The sequence below is a fragment of the Dietzia sp. NPDC055343 genome (assembly GCF_053645265.1).
This window is the reverse complement of record NZ_JBSHMJ010000020.1, coordinates 1-17901: the sequence shown is the minus strand read 5'-3', so window position 1 is coordinate 17901 and position 17901 is coordinate 1. Positions and strand designations below refer to the sequence as shown.

Sequence of the window (17901 nt, the reverse complement as noted above, 5' to 3'; positions counted from 1 at the left end):
TTGCGGAGTGGATCTCCTGCGTACTCTCTGCGTACCGAGGGCAGGTGTTCACGGTCGAACACCTGCCCCATGAGCCCTACAGGGCCTTCTTGCGGTACCTGTCGAGGACGAACGTCTCGGCCAGTGACCAGCCCTTGAACCCGGCGTAGGTGCGTTGCGAGAACGGGCCGGCGGTCTGGTCCTTCGGGAGCTGCTCCGGGTTCGCCACCATGCGGGCCGTGGCGGTGGTGATTACCGCGTCCAGGTCGGCGGCCGGGACACCTTGGACGAAGCCTCGGCCGCGGGTGTACGCCTGAGCCATGGCGGTGATGATCTCGACGTGCTGACCGGCCAGGGCGACAAGTGTGTCGTCGTCGCCCCGGCCGAGGAAGTCAGCTACCCGCTGACCGTCGGTCACGGCGTCGCGGTGCTCAGGACCACGACACCCTCCGGGTGGAGGAGGCCGAGGTCGTAACGGCAGACGACGCGGATGCCGACCTCGTCGAACTCGGCGTACCGCTCGGTCAGGACGGTGATCGACGGGTTGACGTCGCGCACGACGGCGATCTGGGAAGTGTCCGCGAGGATCGCCTTACCGGCCGGCACCTTGTTCGTGACGGTCACCGGGATGCCAAACAGCCGGTAGGTGGTGTCGCGGGTCAGGTCCGACTCGAGGAGGTACTTCCCGGCGGTGTCCTTGATCTTGCGGACGGTGATGAAGTCCGAGCCGTTCATGAACCAACGGTTCGGGGTGACCTCGGCCGCGGTGGTCAGCGCGAGCGCGTCGAGGAACGTGTCCGCAGTGGTCAGGTCCAGCTCGGCGGCCTGAGTGCCGGCCTGGTTGAGGATGCCGGTGATGCCGCCGGAGGCTCCGGTGCCGGCGAGGAGCTCGTCGTCGAGCTTGGAAGCGACGTCTCCGACGAGGCGGGTCTTGAGGATCGAGTCCAGGCCGGCGGTCGACATGCGCAGGAGCTCGTTGGTGTAGCGGGTGATCCGCTTGATGGACTTGCGGTCAGTCGGCATGAGGGTGATCTCAGCGAACTGGGCCTCGTACTCGTCGGGGATCTCCTCGCCCTCACCGACGTAGCCGACCTCGCCGGAGGAGACCAGGCGGGGGATGCGGAGCGGGTTTGCGGAGTCGAAGATCCGAACGCCGGAGGAGAGCACGAAAGAGGTGGTCTCGAGCGGCTGTACGAGGAGGGAGGCGACGTGTTCCCGAATGTGGATCGGGTAGTCGGCGGTGGTCTGTGTCATGGCGGTGCCCTTTCAAGGCGTCGGGGAGTGGTCTCTACCCGTGCCACCAGGACACTGACGGGGACGGCCACCAGGACCGTCCCCGCCATTATGTCACAGTGACGCTAGATCGCGGCTGCGCGTCGTTCCTTGCCCGGCTCTCCGGTCCTTACGAGGCTGTATGCCTCGGCGAGATTGCGAATAGCTTCGGCGTTGCCGGCTCGCGGGGCATATCCGATGATTGCGTCCAGGATCGCTTCCTGGGCTGCTGCCTTCTTCTCGTTCGCCATACGGTTCCTTTCAGTTGGCTGCTCGTCGCAGGATCGCGGCGAGGTCAGTGGGGGCGTTGTCGGTGACACCCTGCCCTACGTCTCCGACAATCCGACGTGAGGCGAGGTGCGGCTTACGGGCGAGGAGATCCTCGATCGCCGTGTTGAGGGCATCCTCGTCGTCGAGGTGCGCCTGATCGAACGGTAGATCGTCCGCGTCTGCCAGGCGGCCGGTTCGCTCGACCATGAGGCGGTGCAACCGGTTTGCCAGCTCGTCAGCCTGCCCGGCTCGCTGGCGGTATCGGGCGTTCTCGTCTCGGAGCTCCTCCACGTACTTGCGGGGGAACGTCTCGGGCTCGTCGGGGGTCGCATCTGGGCTGTCACCCTCGGGGGTCGGATCTGAGATCTGATCCTCGGGGGTCGCGTCTGAAACGCGATCCTCGGTGACGTCGTCGGTGGGCTGGTCGGTCATGCGGGTACTCCTTCGATAGCGGCCTCGGCGGCGAGGCGACGAGTGTGGCCGGTCGACTTGATGTCGGAACGGACCACGGGGATCGGTGAACAGGTACAGCCCTTGTGCCTGGGCATCGGGTGAGCTTTTGGCCAGACGCGGCCTTCTCGCCACCACCACTCGCAGAGTTGGCAACAGTTCGGCGAGATGCCGCGGATCCAGCCCGCTGTGTGGGGCGAGGAGGAGATCCCGGTGCTGTAGGCGTCCTGGCCGGCGTTGAACGTCTCAGCGCGGGCCAGGCGGGCGATGATCGCCTCCGGAACCTCGGATGCTTCGGCTACGGTCAGCGCGGTCGACGCGGCCTTGGACAGCCTGTCCACTTCCACGGCGGTCGACGTCGCGGTGACCGGGACCGGCGCGGCGGTCTCCACCATGAGCGTCGCGGCGAGCGACAGGTCAGCCAGCGCGGCGGCCTGGAGGTTGAACTTCTGCACCAGGACCGAGATCAGCTCGACGGCCATGTCGCGGGTGATCGTCCCGTCGAGGAACCGGCGATACACCTCGATCACCGACTTCTCGGCGGTCGACCCGAGACCGATCAGCTCGGCGCGGAAACTCATGAGGCCAGACCTCGCAGGACGTCCACCCCGGCATTGTCGAGAGCCTCAGCGCGACGCAGAGCGCGGATCTGCTCGATCTCGTCCGGGGAGTACCCCAGGCGTGCCAGCGCGGTTGTGGCGGGCAACAGGCCGGCCGCGTACAGCTTCGTCACCGCGTCGGCCTCCTGCGCGATCGAGCGGGTCGCCGCGTCCGCCCACCGGACACGCACCTCGACACGCTCCGGATCGACACCGTCACGCACACCGACCATGAGGCGGGCCACCTGCTCCCACGACCTGCCGAATGCTTGCTGACGGGCCTCCGCTTTGGCCGTGAGCGCGGCCTCGGAAGCGCGGATCGAATCGGCGCTCGTGGGGTTGTCGCCACCGATGCCGAGCATGTGCTCCGGCAGACCGGACACCGCGGAGATCTGGCGCATGATTGTCCCGATCGCGGTCTCGTACCCCGACAGATCCGAACCGGGAAGCTGACCGAACTTCCCGTCCGGCTCCTGATTGATCATCATCCGGTCGCCCTCGGAGATCGGCGAGACCTCGTTACCGTCGTCGTCCTCCTCGAGCTCCAGGCCGGTCGCCCACCGGCGGGGGCGGGCGGTGTACTCCGACCCGACCAGCATGTCCACGGTGAGCTTCGACAGAGCATCGGACAGTGACAGCACGTCCGCCATTTCCGAGCGTCCCTCTTGCAACAGTCGGGTGGCGTTGCGGAACTCGACGACCGGGACGACACCGAGCGGATTGTCGATCACGTCAACGGTGCGGTATCCGACCGTGGTGGCGCCGGCCGAGTTCGCCGAGTGTCGGGTGATGCGGTGCGGCTCGTACAGAACCGCCTCGGTGGTGGTGGCGGTGCGCCAACGTTTGACCGCGGCGACGATCCGGCGGGTCGACGGATCCCTGAGCACCGCAACCTGACGGGGGGACTCGATAGACACGTTCGGAGACCCGTCAGGATGCGCCCACACGATCGCGTACGACGTTCCGAGGGTCAGAGCCTCCCGGTGTGCCAGCGGGGCGAGCTGATCGAGATCAGAGCCGATCCACGCCGGCCAGATGTCGTCCCGGTCGAATCCCACGACGCGGAGACGTTCAGCGATCGAGTCCACCAGTAGGCGCGGAATGTTCGTCGCCAGAGTGGTGAGCCGGTTACCGAGGGCGTCTCGGGCCTCCGGGGCGAGGAACGCGAGCGGCTGCTCCCCGTGGTAGTAGCGGTCCAGCATGTCCAGGCGAGCCGCAGGCGCGTCGAGTTGCTGCAACAGGCCGGTGAGAAGGTCGTTCATGATCGAAACCCTTTCGCTTTCTTTCGTCTCTTCGTTGATGCCCTCCACGTCGCTCGTGAATGGGCCATGACCACGCACACCGCGAGGTCGATACGGCGATGAGAGCCGCGTTTCTCTTTCGCCAGCCGCACCCCTCGGGCGTCCTCGGTCACCGTCGCGTTACCGACATGGCGGGCCAGATCGGTGTTCCCGCTGTGCGAGATCTCGCCGTTGATCGCCGCCTGATACGCGTCCGTCGTCGCCGGGGTTAGGCGAGCGGAGGTCTGGTTGAACTCGGTCACCGGGATGCCCTCGGAGTCCAGGAGCTGCAAGGTGCGAGCCCACCGGAACGGGTCGGCGGTCAACTCGAGCACGTTCCAGCGGCGGCACGCCTGCCGGATCGTCTGCTCCACCTCGAGGATCGGCACCCGCCACGACTCGTCCCCGTCCGGCGGCTCCCACAAGCCGGCCACGTCCATGTGCGGCTGCTTGTCGACCGTCGCCACGACCAGAGCGGTCGCATCCCCGTTGAACGAACCGTCCAGAGCCAGGACCACCCGTTCCCCGTCCGGGACACCGCGGCCGGTCGACAACTTCGGCCACGTCCCCGGCGGAAGAAAAGCGGCATCATCCTGCTCCACCCACTGACCGAGCCGAGCACGCCGAAACTCCGACTCACGCGAGCGAGGAGGCAGAGCCGCTCGGAGCGCGGACCGCTGGACCAGATCATCCAGACCAGGATTAGCGGCCGCCCACGCCTCCTCGTCATCCACAGCGCATCCGATCGGGGCCGAATACTCCACCACCCGAAGATCCGCACCGTCCGGGTTAGCGCGACCATCAAGCACCAGATCCAGAAGCGGCGACATTTCGCGCCACGACGGCGGCGACGGCGTACCAATCGCCAGAAGCTTCGACCCGGCCCGCTTACCCGTCGAATGAAGCGCAGACTCGAACGCATCCCGGCGGACGATGCCGACCTCGTCCACAATCGCCAACGACGCATCCTCACCCTCGATCCGGGCAGCCTCACCCGGCAGCGCCACAATGTGCGAATCCGTGCCAGGAATCGTGATGCGGTCCTTGTAGACCCACGCCCTCGAGTCCAGCTCCTCGTTCAGCGCCACCATCCGCGCCGCGGTCGTCAGCATCCGAGTCGCGGACCGCTCGTCCTGGGCCACGATCACAGCGCGGGCACCCTCGATCCCAGACATGAAAACGTGATGGAGGGCGAGGGCTGCGGTGATCGTCGACTTCCCCTGACCACGAGGCAGACACCACACCACCAGCGGCCGATCATCATCCAGAAGAGTCCCCACCAGATCCTTCTGCCAATCACGAACCCGGATCGGCTTCTTCGCCCCCGCACCCTTCGGCGTCACCAGAAACCGCCGGCAGAACTCCACGAACTGATCCGACCCCCGCATCCGCGGCCTCCACGGAAGCGGATCCATCACCCTCGGCCCCTTCGGACCGCCCTTCACCGAATACCCCCAGGGGTTTGAGTTCGTCCCGATGCCTTGCCGACGGGTGCTCCGTCGCTCCACCCGGGGTTGTCCCCCCGGATGTGTCCGCGCCGGGAGTTGCAGGGGCGGCAGACGACGTCGACGTCCTCGAGTCGGATGGGCAGACCTTGCTCGTGGCGTCGCCAGGCTTCGGGTGTGTGGTCGGCGGTCAGGTCGGTGGTCGCATCGCAGTCTGAGCACCAGGGCTGGATCCTGCGGGCGCGGGCCGAGACTTTGCGCCACTGGCCTTCGTACCCGCGATCCCGGCGCGACTTCGACGGTTGCGGCTTGTGCTCCGGGCACCACGAACCGTGGGTCGGTTCCCCACACTTGAGACACGGCCGCTTGAGGGTCACTCGGTCACCTCCTGCTCCGAGGCATCGACCAAGGCGTTCGATAGCTCGACGGCCTCTGAAGGGTCGATAAGGTATCGGTCCGACCCGACAGTCAGGACCACCCATCGGACACGACGAGACACCGAGAACCCGGATACGGACTCCAACCTGATCATGCTGATCTCCTCACGGGCTGCGGATCCCACGGCACAGACGACGGACCGAACCTCTCGTCCCAGTCATCGACTTCTTGAGTGCGGATCTCGTGGTGCTTCTTGTCACTGTCTGGTTGTTTGGTTGTCTGTCTGTCTGTCTGTGTCGCGGCGACGTCACGCGTGACATCGGTCGTGACACCTGTGGCCTTTGCCGCCTTGGTGTTCCGGTGCTTCTGCTGCCGCTCGCGGTCCTTCTCGCGCTTGCTGGTTTGCGCGAACAGGGACTGTCGGACTACCTCGAGGTGGTGTCGGATCCGGTACCGCTCTCCGGTGTCCTCCCATACGCCAGTGCGCACCAGCTCTCGCGCTGCCTCGGTCGCTCGGTCACTGGTGGCGAACCGACGGACGGCACGCTTGGGGAACGTGCCGTCCATCGCCTCGATCGAGTACACAAAGTGGACAGCTTGGGCGTGCGTCAGTTGGCACGCATCATCGAGGTCCGGCTTGAACTCGCGGTCGACAAGCTCGTCGAAGAACTCGGTGCCAAGCTTGGTCCAGGTCATGCCGCGCTGTTCCTCCTCGCCTTGTCGGTGCCGCGCCAGGTCCGGCAGATCCCACCGGAGCGGGTCGGCCGGCGGGAGTACTCGAATCCGAGCGGCTCGATCAGACCGCGGTTCGAGTAGACGCGGAACAGGGCTCCCCATGCGCCGGGGTGGTGCGGGTCCGGGACTCCGAGCTCGGTCAGGTGCATGGAGTCGAACGGCTGTCCCTCGGACGCCAGCCAGTCCATGACGCCACGGGCGTGCTCTCTCCACTCGTCGGGGCCGTCCTCGTGGATCTGCTCCAGGTGATCGTTCATCGGATGCCCTCCTTGCCGACCCAGTAGCTCAGTGCGGATTCCATGTCTTCCTGCCCGGTGGCGGCCTGCGCTTCCTTGGCGCGGAGTCGGCCGCGGCGCATCCAGTCCTCGGGGATCAGCCATCCCTCGTTGGTGTTGGCTCGGCGGGCGGCTTCCTCGATCTCGGCGACGGGGAGACCGAACAGGACGGCCATACCTTCGAGGGAGAGCATCACTTCCCCGTTGTGAATGGAGAAGAAGTTGGTCATGCCTGGGCCTCCTTGATCTCGGTCCACCGATCGGCCACGGCGAGGAGATCCGTTGCCCACTGCCTCAGCCGCTCCGGGTCGTTGGTGCCGCCCTCCTCGATGTAGACACGGAGGTCCAGGCGGCCGGAGACGGCGTACTGGTCGGCCTCGAGGGTGGCGTTGAGTGAGTCGACATCGACGTACTGGGCAGTGACGGTGCGGAAGACGTCGGTTTCGTGCTCGTCGAGTTCCCACTGGCTGTGTCGGTCGACGGTGGAGAAGTTGGGCAGGGGGATCTCGTCGGTGCCGATGATCATCCGGACCTTGGCGGCGTAGGCGGCGCAGTCGCGCAGGTACTCCACGAGGTCGATTCCGAGGGAGGCAGCGTGGTCCTCGGGCCACTGTGCGAACTGGTCGTCGAGCTTGGCGAGGTCCGCGTCGGTGAGGTGGAGGGCGGTGGCTTCATCGAGCCACGGGCGGGCGGGGGTAGTATTGGACATCATGTCCTCCTTCTCAGGGGTGGGCATCTGGACGCCACTGGTGGACGTAGGAGTTGCAGCTCCTCCGCCGGTGGCGTTCTTGGTTCCGGCGACGTATTGGGCCGGGGTCATGCGGGTCACGACGCCTTCTCGAACTGTGCGTTGATCCAGTCCAGGACGTCGGATTCGCGCCAGTACAGGCGTCCGCCGATCTTCGCGCCCTTGGGGGCGGTGCCGTTCTGGATCATCCATCGGAACGAAGCGGGGGTCTTGCGAAGCATCGCGGCGACCTCCTCGACGTTGAGCAGTGTGGGTGCCACTTGAACCTCCTACGGCTTGACTTTCAAGCCCAGCACGAATGTAGCAGCAGCTACGGCACCCCGCAAGCGCCATGCTTGGAAGTTAAGCAACTGGGGCATACACTTCCGGTCATGCCTGACGATGATCTCCCAAGAGTTGAGCGATCCGACGACGCTCTCTACGACGTGGACTACAGCGATCCCGAATCCATCAAGAAGTCAATGGAGATCCGGAAGCGTGATCTCGCAGCGACCCGAGAACTCCGAATGGCCCTTGAGAAGCACCTTGGAGAGGGCGAAGCTGCGGTCGCGAAACTTTCGCGGGAGAGAGCTGAGCTCTACGAGAAAGCTCTGGGTGCCAAGCTTCGGGATTGGAGAAAGGTCCGAGGATGGTCGCAGGCGCGGATAGCTGAAGAACTCGCATCAAGAGGCTTCGAGATGCACCAGACAACCGTCGCCAAGATTGAGAACGGTTCGCGCCCACTACGGGTGGCGGAGGCGGTGGCGATATCCGAAGTAATGGGAATGTCGCCTCTCTCGGTGTTCTACGGGCCTGGGCCAGAAGAGGAACAGCTAGATCGAAAAAGGGCGCGTGAATTGATGGAGGCCGCCGAAAAGTCGCTTGAGGATGCGCAAGCACAGGCAGAACAGGCGATGAAGAACGTGCTGTACTACCAGACAGATCGAGCGCATTGGGCCGAGGCGATCAACCGGTCAGCTCTCGAGTTCGATCAGGGGCGAGAGTTAGATGAATCCGACTCGTAACCGTCGTTCTGGCGTCGAGGATCTGTGGACCAAGAAGGGCACCAAGGAACCGACTCGGCTCCACGGTCAGGGGATGCGTTGGCGTGCCAGATACGTCGACGACGACGGCCGGGAGCAGACCAAGCGGTTCCAACGGAAGCGTGACGCGGAAGATTGGCTCGACGAGGTCACCGCGGATCTCGTCACTGGAACCTACGTCCAGCCGGCCAAGAAGAAGGTTCTCGTCAAGGAGCTGGCCGAGGGCTGGTACGCCACCAAGGGCGAGCTCAAGCCCAAGACATTGGAGGGCTACCGCGGACTACTGGACACGCTGGTTCTGCCCCGCTGGGAGGACGTGCCGGTCGGGGACGTCACTCACGAGGCGGTCCAGGCGTGGATCTCGGATATGCGGTCCAAGGGTGTCCGAGACACCGAGAAGGGACTCTCAGCATCTCGCACGATCCAGGCATATCAAGTGCTGCGAGGGGTGCTCGACTACGCGGTGAAGCGGCGACATATCCCGCTGAATCCGGCCGTCGGGGTGGATCTCCCGCGGAAGGTCACGCTTGAGCGCCGATACCTGACTCACCGCCAGGTGGAGGATCTCGCCGCGGGAATGGGGGAGTGGCGCGTCCTGACCCTCGTGCTGGCCTACACGGGGCTGCGGTGGGGCGAGGCTGTGGCGCTGCGGGCCAGGAACGTCGACTTAAAGCGGGGCCGGATCCAGGTGACTCAATCGGTGACGCGGGTCGGCAAGGAGTTGTTGGAGGGGCCACCGAAGTCTCACGCCCACCGCTCGGTACCGGTGCCTGCGTTCCTCGTCGAGGAGTTGCGCCCGGTGATTGTGGGGCTCGATGACGATGATCTTGTGTTTGAGGCACCGATCGGCGGGTTCCTGACGTCGTGGACGTACCGGGTGAAGTTCGACGCTGCGCGGCCGATCGCGGGGATGACACCGCACGACTTGCGCCACACTGCGGCGTCGCTGGCGATTCAGTCCGGGGCCAACATCAAGGCTGTTCAGCGGATGCTTGGACACGCCACAGCGACCCTCACCTTGGACCGGTACGGCCACCTGTTTGACGACGATCTCGATCACCTTGCGGCGAACCTCGGGGAATCTCGTGCGTACTCTCTGCGTACCGAGGAGGAAAAGAAGAAGGTCATACCGCTACGTAACACGGTATGACCTGCGTCTTCCTCGTGCCCCCGGTCGGACTCGAACCGACACTGGACGGGTTTTGAATCCGTTGCCTCTGCCAATTGGGCTACGGGGGCGGGCGCGGCGAGCCGCTGGTCGGAAAGTCTAACCGACGACCGTCGAGCGTCTGTCCGACGCCCGCCCTAGAGTGGCGGTGTGAGCACCACGAGTCAGACCGTCGAAGCCAGTACCCCGTCCACCGCCGTCGTCGAGGACGGGCCCGCGCGTCTGCTCCTCCTGGACGGGCACTCACTGGCGTTCCGGGCGTTCTACGCGCTGCCGGCGGAGAATTTCTCCACCGCATCGGGGCAGCACACCAACGCCGTCTACGGCTTCTTGTCCATGGTGGCGAATCTCGTGACGGAGGAGGAGCCGACGCACCTCGCGGTGGCGTTCGACGTCTCCCGCGCGACGCTGCACCGCACGGCCGAGTACCCGGAGTACAAGTCGACCCGGTCCGCCGCCCCCGAGGAGTTCAAGGGGCAGGTCGAGCTCATCCAGGAGGCGCTCGCCGCGCTCGGGGTGCGGACTCTGTCGCTCGAGGGCCACGAGGCGGACGACATCATCGCCACCCTCGCCACCCAGACCGTCGCGGCGGCCCCGGGCTCGAGCACGTTCATCTGCACCGGCGATCGGGACGCTCTCCAGCTCGTCACGGACGCGGTGACGGTCCTGTATCCGGTCAAGGGGGTCTCGGAGCTCGCCCGGTACACACCGGAGTCCGTCGAGGCGAAGTACGGCGTGACCCCCGCCCAGTACCCGGACGTCGCCGCGCTGCGTGGCGACACCTCCGACAACCTGCCGGGCGTGCCCAAGGTCGGGGACAAGACGGCGGCAAAGTGGATCACCCAGTACGGATCACTGTCCGAGCTCATCGCCCACGCCGACGAGGTCAAGGGCAAGGTCGGCGAGAGCTTCCGCGAGCATCTGCCGCAGGTGCAGCTCAATCGCCGGATCACCGAACTGACCCGCGACCTGGACCTCGGCGTCGGGCTCCCGGATCTGGTCCGCCACGCCCCGGAGCGAGCGGACGTCAACGCGCTGTTCGACCGCCTGGAGTTCGGGCCGCAGGCCCGCGACCGCTTCCTCAAGGCGTTCCTGCCGGAGGGGGCACCCGAGCCGGTCGCCGAGGTCGCACTCGAGCAGGCCTCGGTCCTGCACGCCGGTGAGGTCTCCGACTGGCTGGCCGCGCACGCGCCGGCCGGGCAGCGGCATGGCGTCGTCGTCGTCGGACCGTCCAAGCCCGGCGCGGGCGACGCGCAGACCATCACCATCGCCGCCGCGGGAGGCGCCTCCGGCCACCTCGACCTCGCGGCGATCGGCCCCGCCGACGAGCAGGCTCTACAGGCGTGGCTCTCGGACGAGGCGGTGGCCAAGGCCCTCCACGACGCCAAGGCCGCCACCCACGCCCTCGTCGGGCGCGGTCTCGCCCTGGGCGGGGTCACGATGGACGTGGCACTCGCCGCCTACCTGGTGCGCCCCGGCCAACGGAGCTACGGGCTGGCCGAGTTGTACCAGCGCCACCTTCAGCGGGAGCTCCCCGAGGTCGAGGCGGGGGAGAAGCAACTGTCGCTGCTCGACGAGGAGGACGACGCCGAGGTCGAGCAGAAGAACGCCGACGCGGCCGCGACCCGCGCCCGCGCGGTGGTCGATCTGGCGGACCGTCTCGACGTGGAACTCGAGCAGGTGCACGGCGCCCGGCTGCTCGCCGAGATGGAACTTCCGCTGGTACCGGTGCTGGCGCGGATGGAGTCGCTCGGGATCGCGGTGGACGGTGCCGCACTGGACGAGCTCCGCGACGGGTTCGCCGACCGTGGCCGGCAGGCGCAGGAGGCGGCGTACGCGGCCATCGGCGGTGAGCAGATCAACCTCGGCTCGCCCAAGCAGCTGCAGGTCGTGCTGTTCGAGACACTCGGCATGCCCAAGACCAAGAAGACCAAGACCGGCTACACCACCGACGCCAAGGCGCTTGAGGAGTTGCTGGCGAAGGAGACCGGCGAGACCCCCGGCCGGGCGTTCCTCGAGGCGCTGCTGCTCTACCGCGAGACCACCAAGATGCGCACCACCGTCGAGGGGCTCATCAAGACCATCGGCGACGACCGGCGCATCCACACCACCTTCAACCAGACCGTCGCCGCCACCGGGCGGCTGTCCTCGACGGACCCCAACCTGCAGAACATCCCCGTCCGTACCGAGGACGGGCGCCGCATCCGACAGTCGTTCGTCGTGGGAGAGGGATACGACTGCCTGCTCACCGCGGATTACAGCCAGATCGAGATGCGCGTGATGGCACACCTGTCCGGTGACGAGGGGTTGATCGAGGCGTTCCGGACCGGCGAGGACCTCCACTCGTTCGTCGGATCGCGCGCGTTCGGCGTGCCGATCGACGAGGTGACGCCGGAGCTCCGGCGCCGGGTCAAGGCCATGAGCTACGGACTGGCCTACGGCCTCAGCGCGTTCGGTCTGGCCGCGCAGCTCGGGATCAGCCAGGGGGACGCGCGCGAGCAGATGGACGCCTACTTCGCACGGTTCGGCGGGGTCCGCGACTACCTGAAGGCCGTTGTCGAACAGGCGCGGCGGGACGGCTACACCGAGACCCTGTTCGGTCGCCGCCGGTACCTGCCCGAGCTCAACTCGGACAACAGGCTCAAGCGGGAGAACGCCGAGCGGGCCGCACTCAATGCGCCGATCCAGGGCACCGCCGCCGACATCATCAAGGCTGCCATGCTCCGGGTCGATGCCGACCTCTCCGAGCGCGGGCTGAAGAGCCGGCTCCTGCTGCAGGTACACGACGAGCTCGTGGTGGAGGTCGCCGAGGGGGAGCTCGACGAGGTGCGAGACCTGGTGGTGGATCGTATGTACTCGGCCATCGAGCTGGACGTGCCGCTCGACGTGTCCACCGGCACAGGGCCCGACTGGGACGAGGCCGCGCACTGAACCCCGGACGGGTCCCCGATCCGTCCACGTTCAGATCCCGTACTGACCCTGATCCGATACGGCCGATTCATTTTGTGCCGGTCCCCGGATGCCCTAGGTTCATTGCAGATTCGGCTAAACAACGCCTGAAAGGCCTGTCATGACCTTCACTTCACGGCGCGGACTGCGTGCCGCCCTGGCCATGTCCGCCACCGCGGCCCTCGTGCTCACCGGTTGCACCACCAACACCGAGGGGCCGGAAGACTCCGGTGAACCGCGTGAGGAGGTGGCCGTCGAGGTGAACGACGAGATCGCCGCGCTCGTCCCGGCGGAACTACGCGAGCGGGGGGTCATCGTGATCGGCACCAACACCCCGTACGCGCCCAACGAGTTCAAGGACGAGAACGGCGAGATCGTCGGGTTCGACATCGACGTGATGGATGCCGTCGCCGCGGTCATGGGCCTGGAGGCGGATTTCCGCGAGTCGGATTTCGAGAAGATCATCCCCGCCATCGAGGGCGGCACCATGGACATGGGCGCCTCCTCGTTCACGGTCAACGCCGAGCGGCTCGAGACCGTCGACTTCGTGACCTACTTCGAGGCCGGGATCCAGTGGGCCGCCGCCGCGGGCAGCGACGTGAATCCGGATGACGCGTGCGGGCTGCGGGTCGCCGTCCAGCGCACCACCGTCTCCGATCAGGAGGATGTGCCCGCACGCAGCGAAGCCTGTGTCGCCGCGGGCAAGCCCGCGATCACGAAGGTCCAGTTCGATACCCAGGACGAGGCCTCCACCGCCGTCGCGCTGGGCAAGGTCGACGCCATGTCGGCGGACTCCCCGATCTCGGCGTACGCGGTCAAGCAGTCCGGCGGAAAAATGCAGCTCGTCGGCGAGGTGTTCGACTCCGCGCCGTACGGCTGGCCCGTGCGTAAGGGCAACGAGCTGGCCGTGGCCCTTCAGGCGGCCGCGAACGAGCTCATCGAATCCGGTGACTTCGAGACCATCGCCACCAACTGGGGCGTCGAGAACGGGCTGATCTCCCAGTCCGAGATCCGGGAGTGACCGCTCCGTGAGCAGCACGGAAATGGGTACCGGGACACCCTCGGGGTCGGCGCCCACACCGATCAAGGCGGTGCCGCTGCGGCATCCCTGGCGATGGGTCTCCGCGGTCGTCGTCCTGGTCCTGGTGTTCCTGTTCATCTGGGGCGCCGCCACCAATCCCGCCTACGGGTGGGACACCTACGGCCGGTACCTGTTCGACACCCGGTTCGGTACCGCGGCGTTCTACACGATCGCGCTGACGCTGCTGTCGATGATCCTCGCGGTGGTCCTCGGCATCATCCTGTCGGTGATGCGGATGAGCAGCAATCCGGTGCTCAAGTCGGTCGCCTGGGTCTACCTGTGGATCTTCCGTGGGACACCGGTCTACGTCCAGCTGCTGTTCTGGGGTCTGGTCTTCACGATCTACCGGCAGGTCCAGTTCGGGATCCCGTTCACCGAGATCCAGTTCATCCGGTTCGACGACACGATGGTCCTCTACTCGGCCTTCTGGCTCGCCGTGATCGGTCTGGCGATGAACGAGGCCGCCTACATGGCGGAGATCGTCCGCGCCGGCATCTCGTCGGTTCCGGAAGGGCAGGCCGAGGCGTCCACGGCGCTGGGTATGTCCTGGGGTCAGACGATGCGTCGGACGATCCTCCCGCAGGCGATGCGGGTGATCATCCCGCCGACGGGCAACGAGTTCATCTCGATGCTCAAGACGACCTCGCTGGTGGTGGCGATCCCGTTCTCCGGGGAGTTGTACGGGCAGGCCCGCGACATCTCCGGGGTCAACTTCCAGCCCATCCCGTTGCTGCTCGTGGCGGCCACCTGGTACCTGGTGATCACCAGCGTCCTCATGGTGGGCCAGCACTACCTCGAGAAGCGGTTCTCCCGCGGCGCGACCCGGAAGCTGACCGGCAAGCAGCTGCGGGCGTTGGCCGATGCCGAGGGGCTGACCCCGTCGTCACTGGCCGCCAGCGGGGCCGCGGGTCCGACCGTCACCGACCAGCCCGGGGGGAACCGATGACGCCGATGGTCAAGGCCGACCAGGTAGTGAAGAACTTCGGGTCGCTGGAGGTCCTCAAGGGCATCGACCTCGAGGTGGGCGCCGGTGAGGTGCTGTGTCTCGTCGGTCCGTCCGGATCGGGCAAGTCGACGTTCCTGCGGTGCATCAACCACCTGGAGAAGGTCGATGCGGGACGCCTGTACGTCGACGGCGCGCTGGTGGGATACCGGCAGAAGGGCGACAAGCTCTACGAGATCTCACCCAAGGAAGCCGCCAGGCAGCGCCGCGAGATCGGGATGGTGTTCCAGCACTTCAACCTCTTCCCGCATCGCACCGCACTCGAGAACATCATCGAGGCGCCGATGCTGGTGAAGGGCGAATCCCGCGCGACGGCCACCGAGCGGGCCGGGAGACTTCTGGAGACGGTCGGCCTCGCGGCCAAGGCCGACGCCTACCCCGCTCAGCTCTCGGGCGGGCAACAGCAGCGGGTGGCCATCGCCCGAGCGCTGGCGATGGAGCCGAAGCTCATGCTGTTCGACGAGCCCACCTCGGCACTCGACCCGGAGTTGGTCGGCGAGGTGCTCGCCGTGATGCGGGATCTCGCCGAGGCCGGGATGACCATGGTCGTGGTGACCCACGAGATGGGCTTCGCCAGGGAGGTCGCCGACACCGTCGCGTTCATGGACAACGGGGTCGTGGTCGAGTCCGGCAAGCCCGCGGACGTGCTCGGAGCGCCCACACAGCAGCGGACGAAGGACTTCCTGTCGAAGATCCTGTGACCGCCGATGCCGCCGGATCGCGTCCCCTCGTGTGCTGTCACCCGCGAGGGGACGCGTGTATCAGGACCGCGGGTGGCCACCGAACGGGCGGCCTCGCGATGTCAGGGCAGCGTGGCCACGAAGATCGCGGTGCCGGGGAAGATCCCCCCGCGCAGAGGACTCCACTGGCCCCACTCCCGGTCCAGCCACTCGGGCCACTCCGGCTCGATGAGATCCCGGACGACGAAGCCGGCCGCGACCAGCTCCCGGATCCGGTCGCCCACGGTCCGATGGTGTTCGACGTAGGTGAGCTCACCGTCGTCGTACTCCGTGTAGGGCGACCGGTCGAAGTACGGGAAGACGGCGACGAGCCCGTCGACCCCCGGGTCGTCGCGGAAGATCCACCGCATCGGATGGTTGACGGAGAACACGAAGCGCCCTCCCGGACGGAGCACCCTGGCGGCCTCGGCCATCACACCCGCCGAATCCGCGACGAACGGGATCGCGCCGAAGGCGGAGAACGCCACATCGAAGCTGTCGTCGGCGAAGGGCAGCCGCCCGGCGTCGGCCTGGATCAGAGGAACCGATGCAGCCGGGCCGGTGGACCTGCTCGCGGCCTCCGCGCCCACGCGGAGCATGCCCGCGGAGAGGTCGACCGCCACGGCCCGGGCGCCGCGGCCGGCGATCCAGCGAGCGCAGGGCGCCGAGCCGCTACCGATCTCGAGGACATCGCGGCCCTCGACCTCGCCCAGCAACCGCCAGTCGCCCTCGTGCAGGCCTTCCGGGCACCAGACGAACTCGCCGTCGGGGGAGTGGGCGCCGAGAAAGTCCCCGTGGGTGGCGTGATATTCGGTGGCCTCGGAATCCCACCACGTGCGGGAGGCGCGGACAGACTCTCCATGTCCAGGGGGGTTTGTGGACGTCACGCTGGAAGCGTACAGTTGACGGTCGCGTGCGTACACGCTCGCGTTTTTCCCGCCCACCTACGATTCCTATCCACCTCGGAGCACCCCACCATATGACCACCAACACCACGTCCCCGCAGGTAGCCGTCAACGACATCGGCTCCGCCGAGGACTTCCTCGCCGCCATCGACGCCACGATCAAGTACTTCAACGATGGTGACATCGTCGAGGGCACGATCGTCAAGGTTGACCGCGACGAGGTTCTGCTCGACATCGGCTACAAGACCGAGGGCGTCATCCCCTCGCGTGAGCTGTCCATCAAGCACGATGTCGACCCGGGTGAGGTCGTCGAGGTGGGCGATGAGGTCGAGGCTCTGGTCCTCACCAAGGAGGACAAGGACGGACGTCTGATCCTGTCCAAGAAGCGCGCCCAGTACGAGCGTGCCTGGGGCACCATCGAGGAGCTCAAGGAGAAGGACGAGGCCGTCAAGGGCACCGTCATCGAGGTCGTCAAGGGCGGCCTCATCCTCGATATCGGCCTCCGTGGCTTCCTCCCCGCCTCGCTGGTGGAGATGCGCCGCGTCCGCGACCTCCTGCCGTATGTGGGCAAGGAGCTCGAGGCGAAGATCATCGAGCTGGACAAGAACCGCAACAACGTCGTGCTCTCGCGCCGGGCATGGCTCGAGCAGACCCAGTCCGAGGTCCGCTCCGAGTTCCTGCACCAGCTGCAGAAGGGCCAGGTCCGCAAGGGCGTCGTGTCCTCGATCGTCAACTTCGGTGCGTTCGTGGACCTCGGCGGCGTCGACGGCCTCGTCCACGTCTCCGAGCTGTCCTGGAAGCACATCGATCACCCGTCCGAGGTCGTCGAGGTCGGTCAGGAGGTCACCGTCGAGGTTCTCGACGTCGACCTGGATCGCGAGCGCGTCTCCCTGTCGCTCAAGGCGACGCAGGAGGATCCGTGGCGGCACTTCGCTCGGACCCACGCGATCGGCCAGATCGTCCCGGGCAAGGTCACCAAGCTCGTTCCCTTCGGCGCGTTCGTGCGCGTCGAGGAGGGCATCGAGGGCCTGGTGCACATCTCCGAGCTGGCCGAGCGCCACGTGGAGGTCCCGGACCAGGTTGTGACCGTGGGCGACGACGCCATGGTCAAGGTCATCGACATCGACCTCGATCGTCGTCGTATCTCGCTCTCGCTGAAGCAGGCGGACGAGGACTACACCGAGGAGTTCGACCCGTCGAAGTACGGCATGGCCGACAGCTACGACGAGGCCGGCAACTACATCTTCCCCGAGGGCTTCGATCCCGAGACCAACGAGTGGCTCGAGGGCTTCGAGAAGCAGCGTGAGGAGTGGGAGGCCCGCTACGCCGAGGCCGAGCGTCGTCACAAGATGCACACCGCCCAGATCGAGAAGGGACGCGCCGCCGCCGCGGAGGCCGCCGAGGCCGCGCCGACCAACTACTCGTCGGAGTCCGCTCCGGCCTCGCGTCCGGCCGCCGAGGCCAGCCAGGCCGAGTCGACCAGCGGTTCGCTGGCGTCGGACGAGCAGCTCGCCGCCCTGCGCGCGAAGCTGGCCGGCGGCGAGTGATCCTCGCTGCCCTGAGGCGCTAGCCGTCTCGTAGCACTATGCACGGCCCCGGCCCGCTCCCGAGATAGGGGAGCGG

Annotated in this window: 20 protein-coding genes and 1 tRNA gene; 7 read left to right on the top strand and 14 right to left on the bottom strand. The window is 66.7% G+C overall.

Features of this window, described 5'->3' with window-relative positions; translation table 11 throughout:
- Positions 1-76: 76 nt before the first annotated feature.
- From ACWIE7_RS11010 to ACWIE7_RS10955, 12 genes are all read right to left on the bottom strand, one after another.
- The gene (locus tag ACWIE7_RS11010) at positions 77-397 is read right to left on the bottom strand and encodes a hypothetical protein (protein WP_454069265.1); all 321 of its coding nucleotides are present in this window, start codon (positions 395-397) and stop codon (positions 77-79) included.
- On the bottom strand, positions 394-1233 hold the full coding sequence (locus ACWIE7_RS11005; protein ID WP_454069264.1) for a phage major capsid protein: 840 nt from the start codon (positions 1231-1233) through the stop codon (positions 394-396). The genes ACWIE7_RS11010 and ACWIE7_RS11005 overlap by 4 nt, the downstream gene beginning before the upstream one ends.
- A 104-nt stretch (positions 1234-1337) precedes the next feature.
- Positions 1338-1502 (bottom strand): hypothetical protein, encoded by a 165-nt coding sequence (locus ACWIE7_RS11000; RefSeq protein ID WP_454069263.1) that lies wholly within the window; start codon positions 1500-1502, stop codon positions 1338-1340.
- A 10-nt stretch (positions 1503-1512) separates the two neighbouring features.
- Entirely contained in the window at positions 1513-1953 is a 441-nt protein-coding gene (locus ACWIE7_RS10995) for a hypothetical protein (RefSeq protein WP_454069262.1), read from the bottom strand.
- Positions 1950-2552 carry a VG15 protein gene (locus tag ACWIE7_RS10990; protein ID WP_454069261.1) on the bottom strand — a complete coding sequence of 201 codons (603 nt, stop codon included), beginning with the start codon at positions 2550-2552 and terminating at the stop codon, positions 1950-1952. Before ACWIE7_RS10990 ends, ACWIE7_RS10995 begins: the two co-directional genes overlap by 4 nt.
- Positions 2549-3832 (bottom strand): phage portal protein, encoded by a 1284-nt coding sequence (locus ACWIE7_RS10985; protein ID WP_454069260.1) that lies wholly within the window; start codon positions 3830-3832, stop codon positions 2549-2551. The genes ACWIE7_RS10990 and ACWIE7_RS10985 overlap by 4 nt, the downstream gene beginning before the upstream one ends.
- Positions 3829-5238 carry a terminase TerL endonuclease subunit gene (locus ACWIE7_RS10980; protein ID WP_454069259.1) on the bottom strand — a complete coding sequence of 470 codons (1410 nt, stop codon included), beginning with the start codon at positions 5236-5238 and terminating at the stop codon, positions 3829-3831. The genes ACWIE7_RS10985 and ACWIE7_RS10980 overlap by 4 nt, the downstream gene beginning before the upstream one ends.
- Before the next feature lie 585 nt (positions 5239-5823).
- The gene (locus tag ACWIE7_RS10975) at positions 5824-6369 is read right to left on the bottom strand and encodes a hypothetical protein (RefSeq protein WP_454069258.1); all 546 of its coding nucleotides are present in this window, start codon (positions 6367-6369) and stop codon (positions 5824-5826) included.
- A complete protein-coding gene (locus ACWIE7_RS10970) occupies positions 6366-6665 on the bottom strand; it encodes a hypothetical protein (RefSeq protein WP_454069257.1) in 300 nt (99 codons plus the stop codon). The genes ACWIE7_RS10975 and ACWIE7_RS10970 overlap by 4 nt, the downstream gene beginning before the upstream one ends.
- The gene (locus ACWIE7_RS10965) at positions 6662-6913 is read right to left on the bottom strand and encodes a hypothetical protein (RefSeq protein WP_454069256.1); all 252 of its coding nucleotides are present in this window, start codon (positions 6911-6913) and stop codon (positions 6662-6664) included. Before ACWIE7_RS10965 ends, ACWIE7_RS10970 begins: the two co-directional genes overlap by 4 nt.
- Positions 6910-7512 carry a hypothetical protein gene (locus ACWIE7_RS10960; RefSeq protein ID WP_454069255.1) on the bottom strand — a complete coding sequence of 201 codons (603 nt, stop codon included), beginning with the start codon at positions 7510-7512 and terminating at the stop codon, positions 6910-6912. Before ACWIE7_RS10960 ends, ACWIE7_RS10965 begins: the two co-directional genes overlap by 4 nt.
- Positions 7509-7691 carry a helix-turn-helix transcriptional regulator gene (locus tag ACWIE7_RS10955; RefSeq protein WP_454069254.1) on the bottom strand — a complete coding sequence of 61 codons (183 nt, stop codon included), beginning with the start codon at positions 7689-7691 and terminating at the stop codon, positions 7509-7511. Before ACWIE7_RS10955 ends, ACWIE7_RS10960 begins: the two co-directional genes overlap by 4 nt.
- Positions 7692-7802: 111 nt before the next feature.
- Here ACWIE7_RS10955 and ACWIE7_RS10950 point away from each other — a divergent pair, with 111 nt between their 5' ends.
- Together ACWIE7_RS10950 and ACWIE7_RS10945 are read left to right on the top strand one after the other, a co-directional pair.
- On the top strand, positions 7803-8435 hold the full coding sequence (locus ACWIE7_RS10950) for a helix-turn-helix domain-containing protein (protein ID WP_454069253.1): 633 nt from the start codon (positions 7803-7805) through the stop codon (positions 8433-8435).
- Between the two features lie 73 nt (positions 8436-8508).
- A complete protein-coding gene (locus ACWIE7_RS10945) occupies positions 8509-9603 on the top strand; it encodes a tyrosine-type recombinase/integrase (RefSeq protein WP_454069252.1) in 1095 nt (364 codons plus the stop codon).
- A 15-nt stretch (positions 9604-9618) separates the two neighbouring features.
- On the opposite strand, the gene ACWIE7_RS10940 is transcribed toward ACWIE7_RS10945, so the two are convergent.
- Positions 9619-9692 (bottom strand) — tRNA-Leu (locus ACWIE7_RS10940).
- Positions 9693-9771: 79 nt separating this feature from the next.
- Here ACWIE7_RS10940 and polA point away from each other — a divergent pair.
- The 4 genes from polA (at position 9772) to ACWIE7_RS10920 (ending at position 15355) form a co-directional block, all read left to right on the top strand.
- The gene (polA, locus tag ACWIE7_RS10935) at positions 9772-12552 is read left to right on the top strand and encodes a DNA polymerase I (RefSeq protein ID WP_454069251.1); all 2781 of its coding nucleotides are present in this window, start codon (positions 9772-9774) and stop codon (positions 12550-12552) included.
- Between the two features lie 139 nt (positions 12553-12691).
- Positions 12692-13591: an ABC transporter substrate-binding protein gene (locus ACWIE7_RS10930; protein ID WP_454058672.1), complete on the top strand. Its 900-nt coding sequence runs from the start codon at positions 12692-12694 to the stop codon at positions 13589-13591.
- A 22-nt stretch (positions 13592-13613) separates the two neighbouring features.
- On the top strand, positions 13614-14597 hold the full coding sequence (locus tag ACWIE7_RS10925) for an amino acid ABC transporter permease (RefSeq protein WP_454058700.1): 984 nt from the start codon (positions 13614-13616) through the stop codon (positions 14595-14597).
- A complete protein-coding gene (locus ACWIE7_RS10920) occupies positions 14594-15355 on the top strand; it encodes an amino acid ABC transporter ATP-binding protein (RefSeq protein ID WP_454058673.1) in 762 nt (253 codons plus the stop codon). The genes ACWIE7_RS10925 and ACWIE7_RS10920 overlap by 4 nt, the downstream gene beginning before the upstream one ends.
- A gap of 101 nt (positions 15356-15456) precedes the next feature.
- Here ACWIE7_RS10920 and ACWIE7_RS10915 read toward each other — a convergent pair whose 3' ends face one another.
- Entirely contained in the window at positions 15457-16260 is an 804-nt protein-coding gene (locus tag ACWIE7_RS10915) for a class I SAM-dependent methyltransferase (protein ID WP_454058674.1), read from the bottom strand.
- A 92-nt stretch (positions 16261-16352) separates the two neighbouring features.
- Here ACWIE7_RS10915 and rpsA point away from each other — a divergent pair, with 92 nt between their 5' ends.
- The gene (gene rpsA, locus ACWIE7_RS10910; RefSeq protein ID WP_452100154.1) at positions 16353-17825 is read left to right on the top strand and encodes a 30S ribosomal protein S1; all 1473 of its coding nucleotides are present in this window, start codon (positions 16353-16355) and stop codon (positions 17823-17825) included.
- Positions 17826-17901: the final 76 nt, after the last annotated feature.

Excerpts from the sequence above, each read along its gene's own strand:
- ACWIE7_RS11005 (WP_454069264.1), bottom strand. The coding sequence starts at position 1,233 with ATGACACAGACCACCGCCGACTACCCGATCCACATTCGGGAACACGTC.
- ACWIE7_RS11000 (WP_454069263.1), bottom strand. The coding sequence starts at position 1,502 with ATGGCGAACGAGAAGAAGGCAGCAGCCCAGGAAGCGATCCTGGACGCA.
- ACWIE7_RS10995 (WP_454069262.1), bottom strand. The coding sequence starts at position 1,953 with ATGACCGACCAGCCCACCGACGACGTCACCGAGGATCGCGTTTCAGAC.
- ACWIE7_RS10990 (WP_454069261.1), bottom strand. The coding sequence starts at position 2,552 with ATGAGTTTCCGCGCCGAGCTGATCGGTCTCGGGTCGACCGCCGAGAAG.
- ACWIE7_RS10985 (WP_454069260.1), bottom strand. The coding sequence starts at position 3,832 with ATGAACGACCTTCTCACCGGCCTGTTGCAGCAACTCGACGCGCCTGCG.
- ACWIE7_RS10980 (WP_454069259.1), bottom strand. The coding sequence starts at position 5,238 with ATGCGGGGGTCGGATCAGTTCGTGGAGTTCTGCCGGCGGTTTCTGGTG.
- ACWIE7_RS10975 (WP_454069258.1), bottom strand. The coding sequence starts at position 6,369 with ATGACCTGGACCAAGCTTGGCACCGAGTTCTTCGACGAGCTTGTCGAC.
- ACWIE7_RS10970 (WP_454069257.1), bottom strand. The coding sequence starts at position 6,665 with ATGAACGATCACCTGGAGCAGATCCACGAGGACGGCCCCGACGAGTGG.
- ACWIE7_RS10965 (WP_454069256.1), bottom strand. The coding sequence starts at position 6,913 with ATGACCAACTTCTTCTCCATTCACAACGGGGAAGTGATGCTCTCCCTC.
- ACWIE7_RS10950 (WP_454069253.1), top strand. The coding sequence starts at position 7,803 with ATGCCTGACGATGATCTCCCAAGAGTTGAGCGATCCGACGACGCTCTC.
- ACWIE7_RS10945 (WP_454069252.1), top strand. The coding sequence starts at position 8,509 with ATGCGTTGGCGTGCCAGATACGTCGACGACGACGGCCGGGAGCAGACC.
- ACWIE7_RS10930 (WP_454058672.1), top strand. The coding sequence starts at position 12,692 with ATGACCTTCACTTCACGGCGCGGACTGCGTGCCGCCCTGGCCATGTCC.
- ACWIE7_RS10925 (WP_454058700.1), top strand. The coding sequence starts at position 13,614 with ATGGGTACCGGGACACCCTCGGGGTCGGCGCCCACACCGATCAAGGCG.
- ACWIE7_RS10920 (WP_454058673.1), top strand. The coding sequence starts at position 14,594 with ATGACGCCGATGGTCAAGGCCGACCAGGTAGTGAAGAACTTCGGGTCG.
- rpsA (WP_452100154.1), top strand. The coding sequence starts at position 16,353 with ATGACCACCAACACCACGTCCCCGCAGGTAGCCGTCAACGACATCGGC.